Here is a 13,457-nt window from a genome sequence, read left to right on the forward strand (position 1 = left end):
GGCTCCACGAGAGTGCGGCCATGCTTCGCTCAACCCTCGCCGCCCTCCTCCTCATCACCGCCGGTGCCGCCCGGGCCGCCGACGAGTGCGATGGGCTCGCCGCCCAGGTCGCCGCATCCATCGGCGCCAAGGTGGGCAAGCGTCAGGGGCCGAGCATCGACATTCGGGTGCCGGGCGGGATCAAGATCGACCTCACTTGCCGGGCCGAGCCCATCGTCCAGGCGGCCTCCAGCGATCCGACGCCCTCGGCGGCGTATTTTCAGGATCTCGCCATCGCGGGGCAGGCCGTGGTCGGCGACAGCGCGAGCGCGGTGCAGGCGGCCATCGCCAAGGCTCACGCCACGGCGCTGAGCGAGGGGCGCAAATCCTTCATCCAGCAGAACGGCTGGTCGGCCAGTTGCTACACCGACCGCGCCGGCGCGATCCGCACCCTGTGCTCGGTGGGGCGCATCCCGCCGGAGTGAGGGAGTGGGCAGACCCGCCCCCCTCGCGAAAGAATTAATACTCGATCACGTCTTCCAGGGCGTAGTGCTTCACCGTCTTGCGGTTGGCGATGAGTTCGTCGATGGACGGCTCGTTCTTCATCGCCCGCGCGATGGCGAGCTTCGTCGCCTCGTAGTTGGTGCGGTAGAGGTCCTTGCGGTCGAGGGACTCGTCCTCGGCGCAGCGCGGGTCGAGCCAGATCATGATGATCATGCACAGGTCGTCGAGGCCGTCCTTCGGAAGCACGCCTTCGATGACGCAGTCGATGATGGCATCGCCCGTGGCGGCCTGGACCACGCCGCCGAGGAGCTCGACATACTCGGCGGTGTGGATCGTGGCCTTGGTGGTCATCATCGTCGACGGCCGCACGAGCTGGTTGAGGTCGCGCACCACGAACATCCGGGTATGGCCCTGGACCTGACCCATCATGCCGGCGAAGGCGTGGCCCGCCGGGCCGCGGGTGGAGCCGATGAGCACCTCCGGCATGGCGTCGGTGTACTGACCTTCGGCGGCGAGTACGGTCGCCTCGCCGGTGCGGAACCAGATTTCGGACATGGAATCATCCTCTCGGGGAAGCGGCATCGTCCGGGCGGTCGCCGGGATGGATCGGGGCGCACAAACACCACCCGGCGGCACGGCGTCAATCGAGGCGGCGCGGCCACTGGCATCGTGGGGTGGGATCGGTCATGCAGGGCCGACGCGGCGGATCGGTTCGGGAATCGCACGCGACGGGGGCATCGAGCCAATGAGCGCAATGGGCACGAACCGAGACTGGAGCCTGTCGGTGGCGGCCGCAGCCGAGGGCGTGCGCCTTGAGATCGGCTTACCCAATCTCGATGGCAAGCCCGTCACGGCGATCCTCAGCCTCGACCGGGACGAGGCCCGCACCCTGGCACGCGCGCTCCTCGCCGCCTCAGGCGACGCGATGGAGCGGACGTTTCCACGGATGCCGGGAGCCGGCGATACTTAAAGCCCGACGCGGCTGCGGCCGGGCAGACGGGGCACCTTGGTGCCGCGCGGCTCGATCGGTGCGGCACAGCTATAGGCGAACTCGGTCTGGAGGTCGGTGAACACGGTCTCGCCGGTGATCCGGCAATCCTCGCGCACGGTCTCGTCGAGATAGGCGCGCGCCGCCTCGCGGAATCGCTTGGCGCGGGTCAAGGCCGGGTCGCCGCCGGCGAGGCGGTCGTCGATCCCGCAGCCGGTGATCTCGCGCAGGGAGTTGGAGACGATCAGCATCTTGCGGAGGCGGCGCTGGTCGTAGACCTCGTAGGGGTCCTTGCAGCCGATGGTGACCACCTGCGGCGTCAGGCTGACATAGGTCTTCGACAGATAGGCAAAGCCTGTGCAGCCCGAAACCAGGAGGCCGATCGCGGCGATGGCGGCCAATGGGCCGAGGGAGGGGCCGGTGAACCGGTACACGATCGGGGCGCCCCTGCTTTTCGTCTCACCAAAGTCTCGATGGGCATTGAAGCGCAGGCGCTCCCACGGTCAAGCCTTGCCCGGCCACACTCTCACGGGTTTCGGTGCACGCGTCCTCAGGCCAGGGCACGCAGGCTTGCGCGAAAGCGCTCCGGGTCGGCATCCGGAATCCGCGCCTCGATCGCCGTATGGGCGTGCTCCCAGATCGGAACAGCTGCGACGAGCAGCGCCAGGCCCTCCGGGGTCAGGCCAAGTAGCCGGCCGCGACCGTCCTTCGGGTCTGATGAGATCGTCACAAGGCGGCGCCGCTCCAGCGGCTTCAGCGCCGCCGTCAGCGTCGTACGGTCCATGGCGAGCAGCGACGCGACGGCCCCGACGCCCGGCGGATCGGGCCGATTGAGCGCCATCAACAGTGAGAACTGCCCGTGGGTGATCCCAACCGGACGCAGCAGATCGTCGAACCGGCGCGCGAGCGCGCGCGCGGCGCGCTGGACGTGAAGGCACAGGCAGGCATCGCGCACCCGCAGGGTCGTCTCGAACGGCACGGCGATCGGCTTCGACATGGCCCAGCTACGTTGACATCAACTTATTTGTCAAAGAGAATCGCCGAGATTCAACCGCGCCGGCCGGTCTTTCACGGGGCCGGAATGCTGCCTCCGCCACCGCGGTCTCGTTCATGGCGGCGATGATGACGATGACCCGGATCGATAGCGCAAGGCTGCAACGCGACTGCGACGCCTGACTTCCGTTCGCGCGACGCCCCCGATCCCATCCAGACGGAGACGCTCCATGCCGGCACCCGACGGACAGTTCATCTGGTACGAACTCCTGACCAGCGACGTGCCCGCTGCCGAAGCCTTCTATCGGAGCGTGGTCGGGTGGCAGGCGGCGCCCGCCGACGTCGCGGGCATGGCCTATACCCGGTTCTCCGCCGGCGCGACGCCGGTGGCCGGCCTCATGGAACTGCCCGAGGAGGCTCGCGCTTCCGGCGGCCGCCCCGGCTGGATCGGCCACATCGCCGTCGACGATGTCGACGCATTTGCGCGGCGGGTGAGCGAAGACGGCGGCGCCATCCATCGGCCGCCAGCGGACAGTCCCGGCATCGGGCGCTTTGCGGTGGCCGCCGACCCGCATGGGGCGGCCTTCGTACTGTTCGCGCCGGGGCTGCCATCGGATGGGAGCCGGCCACCGCCCGTCGGCTCCACTGCGCCCGGCAATGTCGGCTGGCGCGAGTTGCATGCGGGAGACCGCGTGACGGACTTCGCCTTCTATTCGGGTTTGTTCGGGTGGACGCCGACGGAGGCGATCGATCTCGGGCCGATGGGCCTCTACCAGCTTTTCGCCATGGGCGGCGAGCAGGCGGAGGGCGGCCTGATGACCAAGCCACCGCAGATGCAGGGGCCGCCGATGTGGCTGTACTACTTCACGGTCGAGGGCATCGACGCCGCCGCCGCGCGGGTGACGGAGGCCGGCGGCCAGGTCCTCAACGGCCCGCATCAGGTGCCGGGCGGCGCCTGGATCCTGCACGGCCTCGACCCGCAAGGCGCATTGTTCGCGCTGACGACGGCGGATCGGTAGGGGCCAGCCGGGCTCGACCGGCGAACGATCGCGCAGGGCCTCTCCTGAACGGTGAGGCACCCTGATCGACGCAAGACCGTAGCAGTCGGAGCGACTACTCAGCCGCCGCCGCGAGGTAGCGGGCCGGATCGTAGTTGAGGATCGGGCCGAGCCAGCGTTCGACCTGCACCAGATCCATGCCCTTGCGCACGGCGTAATCCTCGACCTGGTCGCGCTCGACCTTGGCCACGCCGAAGTAATGCGACTCCGGGTGGGCGATGTAGAGGCCCGAGACCGAGGAGCCCGGCCACATGGCGTAGCTTTCGGTGAGCTTGACCCCGATGCGCGGCTCGGCCTTGAGGAGGTCGAACAGCGTCACCTTCTCGGTATGGTCGGGCTGCGACGGGTAGCCGGGGGCGGGGCGGATGCCGGCATATTCCTCGCGCGTCAGATCTTCCGGCGCGAAGGTCTCGTCGGCGCCGTAGCCCCAGAACTCCTTGCGCACGCGCTCGTGCATCCGCTCGGCCAGGGCCTCGGCGATGCGATCGGCCAGCGCCTTGACCAGGATCGAGCGGTAATCGTCGTTGGCCCGCTCGAAACGCTCGGCGATGCGCACTTCCTCGAGCCCCGCCGTGACGACGAAGCCGCCGATATAGTCGGCGACGCCGGACTCTTTCGGCGCCACGAAGTCGGACAGGCAGGTATTGGCGCGCCCGTCGCGCTTCGACAGTTGCTGACGCAGGCCGTGGAAGGTGGCGAGCTTCTCCGCGCGACTCTCGCCGGTATAGAGGGCGATATCGTCGCCGACGCTGTTGGCCGGCCAGAAGCCGATGATCGCCTTCGGGTTGAACCAGCGCTCGTCGACGATCTGCTTCAGCATCTCCTGCGCATCGTCGAACAGGGCCTTGGCGGCCGGACCCTGGTTGGGGTCCTCGAAGATCGCCGGGTAGCGGCCCTTGAACTCGTAGGTCTGCAGGAACGGCGTCCAGTCGATATAGGGCACGAGGTCGGCGACCTCGTAGGACGCGAAGACGCGCGCGCCCGTGAAGGTGGGCTTGGTCGGCGCGTAGCCCGACCAGTCGATCTTGAACGGGTTGGCGCGGGCCTTGGCCAGTGGCAGGCGCTGCTTGTCGAGTTCCGAGCGCGCATGGGCGTCGGCGACCTTCTTGTACTCGGCGCGCACCTTCTCGATGGTCGTATCCCGCGTCTCCTTCGAGAGCAGGCTCGACACCACGCCCACCGCCCGGCTCGCATCGGTGACGTAGACGGTCTGCCCGCGCGCATAGGAGGGGTGGATCTTCACCGCCGTATGGACGCGGCTGGTGGTGGCGCCGCCGATCAGCAGCGGCACGTCGAAGCCCTCGCGCTCCATCTCGGCGGCGACGTGCACCATCTCGTCCAGCGACGGGGTGATGAGGCCGGACAGGCCGATGATGTCGACGTTTTCCTTGCGGGCGACATCGAGGATCTTGGCGGCCGGCACCATCACGCCGAGATCGATGATCTCGTAGTTGTTGCAGGCGAGCACGACGCCGACGATGTTCTTGCCGATGTCGTGGACATCGCCCTTCACGGTCGCCATCAGGATCTTGCCGGCGGCCTGGCGCTTGCCGTCGCCGCCATTGGCGAGCTTTTCGGCCTCCATGAACGGCTCGAGATGGGCGACCGCCTGCTTCATCACGCGGGCGGACTTCACCACTTGCGGCAGGAACATCTTTCCCGAGCCGAACAGATCGCCGACCACGTTCATGCCGGCCATCAGCGGGCCTTCGATGACATGGAGCGGCCGCACGGATTGCAACCGCGCCTCTTCGGTATCGGCCACCACGTATTCGGTGATGCCGTTGACCAGCGCGTGCTCCAGGCGCTTCTCCACCGAGGCCTCGCGCCAGGACAGGTCGGCGGTCTTGGCCTGGACGCCGCCACCGGACTTGAAGCGCGCGGCCGCATCGAGCAGCCGGTCGGTGGAATCGTCGCGGCGGTTGAGGACCACGTCCTCGCAGAGTTCGCGGAGTTCGGCCGGGAGCTCGTTGTAGAGCGCGAGCTGGCCCGCATTCACGATGCCCATATCCATGCCGACCTGGATCGCGTGGTAGAGGAACACCGCGTGCATCGCCTCGCGCACCGGCTCGTTGCCGCGGAAGGCGAAGCTGAGGTTCGAGATGCCGCCCGAGATATGGGCGTGGGGCAACGTCTCGCGGATGATCCGGGTGGCCTCGATGAAGGCGACGCCGTAGCCGTTATGCTCCTCGATGCCGGTGGCCACCGCGAACACGTTGGGATCGAAGATAATGTCTTCGGGCGGGAAGCCGATCTCCTCGGTGAGGACCTTGTAGGCCTTGGTGCAGATCTCGACCTTGCGCTCCAGCGTGTCGGCCTGGCCCTGCTCGTCGAAGGCCATCACCACGATCGCCGCGCCGTAGGACCGGCAGATCTTGGCGTCGTGGATGAACTTCTCGACGCCCTCCTTCATGGAGATCGAGTTCACGATCGCCTTGCCCTGGACGCACTTGAGGCCGGCCTCGATGACATTGAACTTCGAGGAATCGATCATCACCGGCACGCGGGCGATGTCGGGCTCGGCGGCGACGAGGTTGAGGAACTCGACCATGGCCTTCTCGGAATCGAGCAGGCCCTCGTCCATGTTGATATCGATGATGCTGGCGCCGGCCGCCACCTGATCGCGGGCGACGTCGAGCGCCGCCGCGTAGTCGCCGGCGGTGATGAGCTTTCTGAACTTGGCCGAACCCGTGACGTTGGTGCGCTCGCCGACGTTGACGAAGGGAATCTCCTTCGTGAGCGTGAACGGCTCGAGGCCCGACAGGCGCATCAGCGGAGCGATCTCGGGGATCTTTCGCGGAGCCTTGTCGGCCACGGCCTCGGCGATGGCGCGGATATGGTCCGGCGTGGTGCCGCAGCAGCCGCCAACCATGTTGACGATGCCGCCGGCCGCGAACTCGCCGACGAGCTTGCCCATGGCTTCCGGGCTCTCGTCGTAGAGGCCGAACTCGTTGGGCAGGCCGGCATTCGGGTAAGCACAGACCAGGGTATCGCTGATCCGCGAAAGCTCGCTGATATGGCCGCGCATCTCCTTGGCGCCGAGGGCACAGTTGAGGCCGATGGTGAGCGGCGCGGAATGGCGCAGGGCGTTCCAGAAGGCTTCCGGCGTCTGGCCCGACAGGGTGCGGCCCGACAGATCGGTGATCGTGCCCGAGATCATGATCGGCAGGGTGATGCCGGTCTCCTCGAACACCGCCCAGGCGGCCGCCACTGCCGCCTTGGCGTTGAGGGTGTCGAAGATCGTTTCGATCAGGATCAGTTCGGCGCCGCCTTCGATGAGGCCGTGCACCTGCTCGATATAGGCTTGCCGGACCTGATCGAAGGTCACCGCCCGGTAGCCCGGGTTGTTGACGTCCGGCGAGATCGACAGCGTGCGGTTGGTCGGGCCGATGGCGCCGGCGACGAAGCGGCGGCGGCCATCCTGCTCCTCGGCGAGCTTGGCGGCTTCGCGGGCGAGGCGCGCGCCTTCCGAATTCAGCTCGTGGACGATCGATTCCATGCCGTAATCGGCCTGGGCGATGGTGGTGCCGGAGAACGTGTTGGTCTCGCACATGTCGGCGCCGGCGAGGAAGTAGTCGAGGTGTATCTGCCGGATCGCATCGGGCTGGGTCAGGATCAGAAGGTCGTTGTTGCCCTTCTGGTCATGCGAATGATCCACGAACCGGGTGCCGCGAAAATCCGCCTCGCCATAGCCGAGGCGCTGGATCACGGTGCCCATCGCCCCATCGAGGACGAGAATCTTCTCCTGCGCGCGGGCGCGCAGGGCGGCTTCGATCTCTTTACCGTCGACGGGGCGGAGGTCTGTCATGTCATATCCCTGGAGACGCGGGGTCCCATCGATTCACCTCGTACCGAGGTGCCGGAGCGTAGCGGAAGTCTCGACGGACGAAGCTCAAGCGGCCTTGGCCGCAGCCTTCGGGGCCTGCGAACGCAGACCGAGCAGGTGGCAGATGGCGTAGACGAGATCGGACCGGTTCATCGAGTAGAAATGGAAGTCGCTGACCCCGCGATCGACGAGATCGAGCACCTGCTCGGCCGCCACCGCCGCCGCGATGAGACGGCGGGTATCGACGTCGTCGTCGAGCCCCTCGAAGCGGGCGGCGAGCCAATAGGGAACCGAAGCGCCCGTGCGCCGCGCGAAGTTGGCCGATTGCTTGAAGTTCTGGACCGGGAGGATGCCCGGGATGATCGGGATGTCGATACCGGCGGCGCGGACCTTGTCGACGTAGCGCAGGTAGACGTCGTTCTCGAAGAAGAACTGCGTGATCGCCTGGTCGGCGCCCGCATCGACCTTGGCCTTCAGGGCGTCGATATCTGCATCGAGCGAGGCAGCCTCGGGGTGCTTCTCGGGATAGGCCGAGACCGACACCTTGAAGTCGCCGATCCGCTTGATCCCGGCCACCAGATCCGCGGTCTGGGCGTAGCCGCCCGGATGCGGCCGGTAGGCGGTGCCGACGCCGTCCTGGGGATCACCGCGCAGGGCCACGATGTGGCGCACTCCGGCATCCCAGTAGGACTGGACCACCGCGTCGATCTCCTCGCGGGTGGCGTCGACGCAGGTCAGATGGGCGGCGGGCTTGAGGCTCGTATCCTTGATCATCCGCGCCACGGTGTTGTGGGTGCGCTCGCGGGTGGACCCGCCGGCGCCGTAGGTTACCGAAACGAATTTCGGCTGCAGCGGAGCCAGACGCTCGATGGACGACCAGAGGATCTTCTCCATCTCGTCGCTCTTGGGCGGAAAGAACTCGATGGAGACGCGGATCGGCTGGTAGCCGTCCCGGCTGGCGCGGTGTTGAGAGGCGGTGGGCATCGGGGGCGTCCTCAATGTCGGTCGGTTCAGACGGTCGGGCATTGCGTGAAAGTTGAGCGGATCCGGTTTCAGGCCACGGCCCGTTCCAGGTCGGCTTCGGCGGCGTCGGTGCCGAGCCAGAGGGTGACGGTGAGCGGATGGTCCGCATCGCCATCCGCCGGCGCGAGATTGCGCGTCGTCACGGTGGCGAGGCCGCAATCGGTGAGCCAGCCACTCACCTGCTCCGGCGCGAAGCCGAGGCGCCGGTGGGCCTGGGTCTCGCGCAGGAATTCCAGATCGTGCGGCGCGAAATCCACCACCAGCAGGCGCCCGCCCGGCGCCACGAGGCGGGCCGCCTCGCGCAGCGCACGGGCCGGATCGTCGAGATAGTGCAGCACCTGGTGCACGAGGACGAGATCGAAACTCGCCCGGCCGAAGGGCGGCGCATGGATGTCGCCCTGGCGCAAATCCACCCGCGACAGGCCGAGCCGCTCGAGATTGGCGCGGGCGACCGACAGCATCGCATGGTTGGAATCGAGCCCGGTGGCGCGGTTCGCGTGCCCGGCGAGAAGGCCGAGCATCCGTCCCGTCCCGGTGCCGAGGTCGATGAGATTGTGGATCGGGTGCGGTCCAAGCACGTCGAGCACCGCGGCCTCGACGATGGCCTCGGCCACATGCAGCGAGCGCAGGCGGTCCCATTTCGGCGCGAGACGCGCGAAGAAGGCCTGCGCCGCCTCCGCCCGCTGGCCCAGCACGGCATCGCGCCGGGCACGATCCTCGGAGAGCGGCGGCCGCAACGCGTCGAGCCCGGCGACGAGCGGATCGATCAGGCCGGTGCGGCCGTCCACGAGCCGGAAGAAGGCCCAGGCCCCCTCCCGGTGACGCTCCACCAGCCCGGCCTCCACCAGAAGCTTGAGGTGGCGTGAGATGCGCGGCTGCGATTGGCCGAGGATGTCGGTGAGGTCGGAGACGGAGAGCTCGCCTTCCGCCAGCAGAGCCAGGATGCGCAGACGCGTTTCTTCTGCCGCCGCGCGCAACACCGAGAGGGCGTCCGCAAACGGCACCAGACGGACTGAGGAGGCGCCATCAGGAGACATAAAGATATGTTTATGTGCAAATCGCCACGATGGCAAGGGCGTTCGCGCCTGGCCTAACCGTCGTTCCACAACCAGGCCGCGCCGCGAACGCCGGAGGCGTCGCCATGCAGGCTCGGGCGGATCGGCGTGTCAAAAGCGTCGGTGAAGACATGGGGCGCCGTCGCCATCGGGAGCGCTTCCATCACCTCGGGAATGCGCGACAGGCCGCCACCGATGACGATCGCATCCGGGTCGATCAGATTGACCACGTGGGCGAGGCTGCGGCCGAGCCGGTCGACGTAGCGCGCGAGCGTTTTAAGGGCCGCCGGATCGCCGGCTCGCATGGCCGATACCACGGCTTCGGCAGCGAGCGAGCCGCCGTGACGTCGGGCATGATCGGCGCCAAGGCCGGGCCCAGACAGCCAGGTCTCGATACAGCCAGTCCGTCCGCAATAGCAGGCAGGCCCCGGCCGCTCGTCGTCGCGCGGGTTGGGTAGCGGATTATGGCCCCATTCGCCGGCGATCCGCGACCGCCCGGACAGGGCGCGGCCGTCGATGGCGATGCCCGACCCGACGCCGGTGCCGAGGATCACCGCCCAAACCAAATGCGCCCCCGCCCCGGCGCCGTCCACCGCCTCGGAAACGGCGAGGCAATTGGCGTCGTTCTCGATGCGCACCGGGCGGCCGAGAACCCGCTCCAGGTCAACGGCGAAGGGACGACCATTGAGCCAGATCGAATTGGCGTTCTTGACGAGGCGCGTCGCCGGCGCGATCGCACCGGGCATCCCGATCCCGACGCTGGCCTGCTGATCCGAGAAGCCCCGGCCGGCACGCGCCTCGAGATCAGCGACGAGGCCGGCAATCGCCCCCAGGGTGCCGTCATAATCATCGCGGGGCGTCGCGATCCGGCCTTCGGCTCGCGACGCCCCGTTCTCATCGATGACGATCCCGGCGATCTTGGTGCCGCCAAGGTCGATTCCGATGCGCAAGGTCAGCTCTAGCGCGCAGCGACAGGGATCGGCGCCGCCACGGACGACGGCTTGGCGACCGGGTCCATGTTCGGCGAGTGATCGGAGATGTCGGTGCCGATGGAGACGGGATTCTCCATCACCTGACGCAGCTTCTCGAGATCGAGTTCGCCTTCCCAGCGGCTGACCACGACGGTGGCGACACCGTTACCGATGAGGTTGGTGATCGCCCGGCACTCCGACATGAACTTGTCGACGCCGAGGATCAGCGTCATCGCGGCCACCGGCACCGGGTTATTGGGGATCGCGCTCAAGGTCGCCGCCAGGGTGATGAATCCCGCCCCGGTGACGCCGGACGCGCCCTTCGAGGTCAGCATCGCCACGAGGATGATAGTGGCGTACTGGGCGATCGACAGGTCCGCGCCCACGGCCTGGGCGAGGAACAGGGTCGCCAGGGTCATGTAGATGTTGGTGCCGTCGAGGTTGAACGAATAGCCGGTGGGGATGACGAGGCCGACCACGGAATCCGAGGCGCCGAGGCGACGCATCTTGGTCATCATGTGCGGCAGCACCGTCTCGGACGACGAGGTGCCGAGCACGATGAGCAGTTCGTCCTTGATGAAGGCCAGGAAGCGGAAGATCGAGAAGCCGGCGACACGGGCGATACCGCCGAGCACCACCACGACGAACAGGAACGCCGTGACGTAGAAGGTGCCGACGAGCCAGGCGAGATCGATCACCTTGCCGATGCCGTACTGGCCGATGGTGAAGGCCATGGCGCCGAAGGCGCCGATGGGCGCCAGCTTCACGATGAGGCCGATGATGCGGAAGAAGATCTGCCCCGCCGTGTCGATGGCGTGGGTGATGGCCTCGCCGCGCTGACCCATGCCGGTGACGACGACGCCGGTGAGGATCGAGATCAGGAGCACCTGAAGCAGATCGCCGGTGGCGAAGGCATCGAAGAAGCTCTTGGGGATCAACCCCATGATGTGGCCGGTCACGGAATCGTCGGCCGCGAGCTTGGCGTATTTCTCGACCGCCTTACCGTCGAGTTTGGTCACGTCGGCATTGAAGCCCGCACCCGGCTTCACGACTTCGCCGACGAGGATGCCGATGAGGAGCGCGAGGGTGGAGACCACCTCGAAGTAGACCAGCGCTTTCAAGCCGACACGACCGACCTTCTTCAGGTCGCCGATCGACGCGATACCGTGCACGATGGTGCAGAAGATGATCGGCGCAATCATCATCTTGATCAGGGCGATGAAGGCGTCGCCCAGCCATTTGACCGACTTGCCCCATTCCGGATGGAGGTATCCAAGGAGGACGCCGAGCGCGATGGCGATCAGCACCTGGATGTACAGCACTTTGTACCAGGGCTCGCGCGGCGGACGCGCGTCTGCCGCCGTCCCATGAAGCGTCGCTTGAGCCATATTCCCCTCCCCAACGCGCTGAACGCACGCCTATCAAAAGTTTCTTGAAAGGGACGCTATCGAAATTGATGCCACGGCTCAATCGGACATCCATCGCCGGAATTACATTCTTTCGCCGAATTCGTGTGGAGCACCCGGATAGCCAGCTTTTGCTGGCGGTGGACCCGATGCACCCTGCGGACTGGCGACACCCGTCGTCTTCGACATCGGGACGCACCGCATTGTCCGCCCTCCTCCCGCCGACATCCGCCTCACCACAACACGCGTTGCGCCGCCCCCTCGCGGCGGCGTGTTTCATCCTCGCGGTCGGAATGATCGCCGGTCCGGTGGATGCCGGCGTTCTCGCCCGCGTCGACCAATCCTCACAACGGATGCGTGTCTATGTCGAAGGGGCGCTGGCCTATGACTGGCCGGTCTCCACCGCGCGAACCGGATACGTCACACCCAACGGGCGGTATCGCGTCGGCCGGATGGAGCGGATGTGGTATTCGCACAAGTATCACGGCTCGCCGATGCCGTACGCGCTGTTCTTCCGGGGCGGTTATGCCATCCACGGCACCGGTGCCGTGCAGCATCTCGGGCGCCGGGCCAGCCACGGCTGCATCCGCTTGAGCCCCGGCCACGCGCGCGAGCTCTTTGCCCTGGCGAGCAGCTATGGCGGGGCGCAGATCTCGATCAGACCCTGAAGCCCCGCCCGCTGGACCCGCCTCAGGTCTGTTGCGTGCGGCGGGGACGGACGGTCCAGCGCTCGAATTCGGCAGCGACGCCCTCCTCGCGGGCATCGGCCTGGGGCGGAGGGTTGCCGAGCGCCTGCGAAAGGCTCTCGATCACGTCGTCGATGCGCGAGTCGACCGGCTGGGCAGTCTCGTGCGTGTGGGGCGCCTCGGCCGGGGGTTCCGGAAGGAGAGCCTCCTGCGCATGGACCGGCTCCTCGTAAACGGGCTCGGGTGACGCGGCCATCGGAACCGCAGCCGTTGCTGTGGCGGGGGTACCGGCGACACGGCGCAGGGCCTTCATCATCCCGTCATTCTCGGTCGCCTTCGGCGCAGTGCCGTAGCGGCCGAAGCCGAAGCGCGGCTCCACGAGGTCGAGGACCGCCTCGACGCCGGCATTGCTGACGCCGATCTCGCCCGGCTGGGGCACGCCCTGGAGGGCCACCGCATGCCGATCATAGGCCGGATCGGTGGTGACCTCGGCGGCGAACCAGGCCGGGACCTGAAACGCGCCGGCCTCGTCCACACCGTCGAAGGTGACGCTGACGAGATCGAGGGTACCGGGGGTGACGTAGCGGTCGACCACGGCTTCGCGGCCACCGCCGAGGGCGATCGCCGTCCGGTCGTAGGCCGCCTTGCCCGAACACACATCGAGCAACGCATCGCCGTGCGCGCGCGGAACGTCGGTGCGCTCCTCGCTGGACGCGCCGTCGGGCGTCGTGGAGACGAGGACGAGGTGACAGTTCTGGCCGTCGACCCGCACGTAGGAGACGCGACCGGATTGCGGGGCGAAATAGCCCTCGGTGATCCGCGCACCGCCGCGCTCCTTGCGGATCAGGCGAACGAGAGAGGAGGCCACGAGAAACCGACGAACGACGCTCATTCTACATTCTCCGCGGGTCCGTTCGTCCCCCGGGCGGGATACCGATCAGACCGAGAAAAGTCAGGGCCGACACCCC

Annotated in this window: 13 protein-coding genes; 4 read left to right on the top strand and 9 right to left on the bottom strand. The window is 67.4% G+C overall.

All coding sequences use genetic code 11. The annotated features are described in order from the left end of the window. Nucleotides 1-20 precede the first annotated feature (20 nt). Nucleotides 21-464, top strand: coding sequence for a hypothetical protein (locus G3T14_RS12745; protein WP_163642926.1), 444 nt, complete (start codon nucleotides 21-23; stop codon nucleotides 462-464). Nucleotides 465-498: 34 nt separating this feature from the next. On the opposite strand, the gene fae is transcribed toward G3T14_RS12745, so the two are convergent. After that, nucleotides 499-1,038, bottom strand: coding sequence for a formaldehyde-activating enzyme (gene fae, locus G3T14_RS12750; RefSeq protein ID WP_163642927.1), 540 nt, complete (start codon nucleotides 1,036-1,038; stop codon nucleotides 499-501). Between the two features lie 199 nt (nucleotides 1,039-1,237). Here fae and G3T14_RS12755 point away from each other — a divergent pair, with 199 nt between their 5' ends. Then, on the top strand, nucleotides 1,238-1,453 hold the full coding sequence (locus G3T14_RS12755) for a hypothetical protein (RefSeq protein WP_163642928.1): 216 nt from the start codon (nucleotides 1,238-1,240) through the stop codon (nucleotides 1,451-1,453). Here G3T14_RS12755 and G3T14_RS12760 read toward each other — a convergent pair. Then, complete coding sequence (locus tag G3T14_RS12760; RefSeq protein WP_348645266.1) at nucleotides 1,450-1,905, bottom strand: hypothetical protein; 456 nt, start codon at nucleotides 1,903-1,905, stop codon at nucleotides 1,450-1,452. The genes G3T14_RS12755 and G3T14_RS12760 overlap by 4 nt on opposite strands. A 116-nt stretch (nucleotides 1,906-2,021) precedes the next feature. Further along, a complete protein-coding gene (locus G3T14_RS12765; protein ID WP_163642929.1) occupies nucleotides 2,022-2,468 on the bottom strand; it encodes a MarR family winged helix-turn-helix transcriptional regulator in 447 nt (148 codons plus the stop codon). 226 nt (nucleotides 2,469-2,694) lie between these two features. On the opposite strand from G3T14_RS12765, the gene G3T14_RS12770 reads away from it, so the two are divergent. Beyond that, nucleotides 2,695-3,483, top strand: coding sequence for a VOC family protein (locus G3T14_RS12770; protein ID WP_163642930.1), 789 nt, complete (start codon nucleotides 2,695-2,697; stop codon nucleotides 3,481-3,483). A gap of 94 nt (nucleotides 3,484-3,577) precedes the next feature. Here the strand turns inward: G3T14_RS12770 and metH are convergent, their stop codons facing one another. The 5 genes from metH to G3T14_RS12795 form a co-directional block, all read right to left on the bottom strand. Next, nucleotides 3,578-7,330: a methionine synthase gene (gene metH / locus G3T14_RS12775; protein WP_163642931.1), complete on the bottom strand. Its 3,753-nt coding sequence runs from the start codon at nucleotides 7,328-7,330 to the stop codon at nucleotides 3,578-3,580. 84 nt (nucleotides 7,331-7,414) lie between these two features. Then, on the bottom strand, nucleotides 7,415-8,332 hold the full coding sequence (gene metF / locus G3T14_RS12780; RefSeq protein WP_163642932.1) for a methylenetetrahydrofolate reductase [NAD(P)H]: 918 nt from the start codon (nucleotides 8,330-8,332) through the stop codon (nucleotides 7,415-7,417). Nucleotides 8,333-8,400: 68 nt separating this feature from the next. Then, entirely contained in the window at nucleotides 8,401-9,408 is a 1,008-nt protein-coding gene (locus G3T14_RS12785) for a metalloregulator ArsR/SmtB family transcription factor (protein ID WP_163642933.1), read from the bottom strand. A 53-nt stretch (nucleotides 9,409-9,461) separates the two neighbouring features. Next, on the bottom strand, nucleotides 9,462-10,376 hold the full coding sequence (locus tag G3T14_RS12790) for an ROK family protein (RefSeq protein ID WP_163642934.1): 915 nt from the start codon (nucleotides 10,374-10,376) through the stop codon (nucleotides 9,462-9,464). 8 nt (nucleotides 10,377-10,384) lie between these two features. Beyond that, nucleotides 10,385-11,785 carry a dicarboxylate/amino acid:cation symporter gene (locus tag G3T14_RS12795; RefSeq protein WP_163642935.1) on the bottom strand — a complete coding sequence of 467 codons (1,401 nt, stop codon included), beginning with the start codon at nucleotides 11,783-11,785 and terminating at the stop codon, nucleotides 10,385-10,387. 221 nt (nucleotides 11,786-12,006) lie between these two features. Here G3T14_RS12795 and G3T14_RS12800 point away from each other — a divergent pair, with 221 nt between their 5' ends. Further along, a complete protein-coding gene (locus G3T14_RS12800) occupies nucleotides 12,007-12,471 on the top strand; it encodes a L,D-transpeptidase (protein ID WP_246733309.1) in 465 nt (154 codons plus the stop codon). A 22-nt stretch (nucleotides 12,472-12,493) separates the two neighbouring features. On the opposite strand, the gene G3T14_RS12805 is transcribed toward G3T14_RS12800, so the two are convergent. Next, on the bottom strand, nucleotides 12,494-13,381 hold the full coding sequence (locus G3T14_RS12805) for a hypothetical protein (RefSeq protein ID WP_163642937.1): 888 nt from the start codon (nucleotides 13,379-13,381) through the stop codon (nucleotides 12,494-12,496). Nucleotides 13,382-13,457 lie beyond the last annotated feature (76 nt).

This window comes from Methylobacterium sp. BTF04 (assembly GCF_010692745.1).
Lineage (GTDB): Bacteria > Pseudomonadota > Alphaproteobacteria > Rhizobiales > Beijerinckiaceae > Methylobacterium.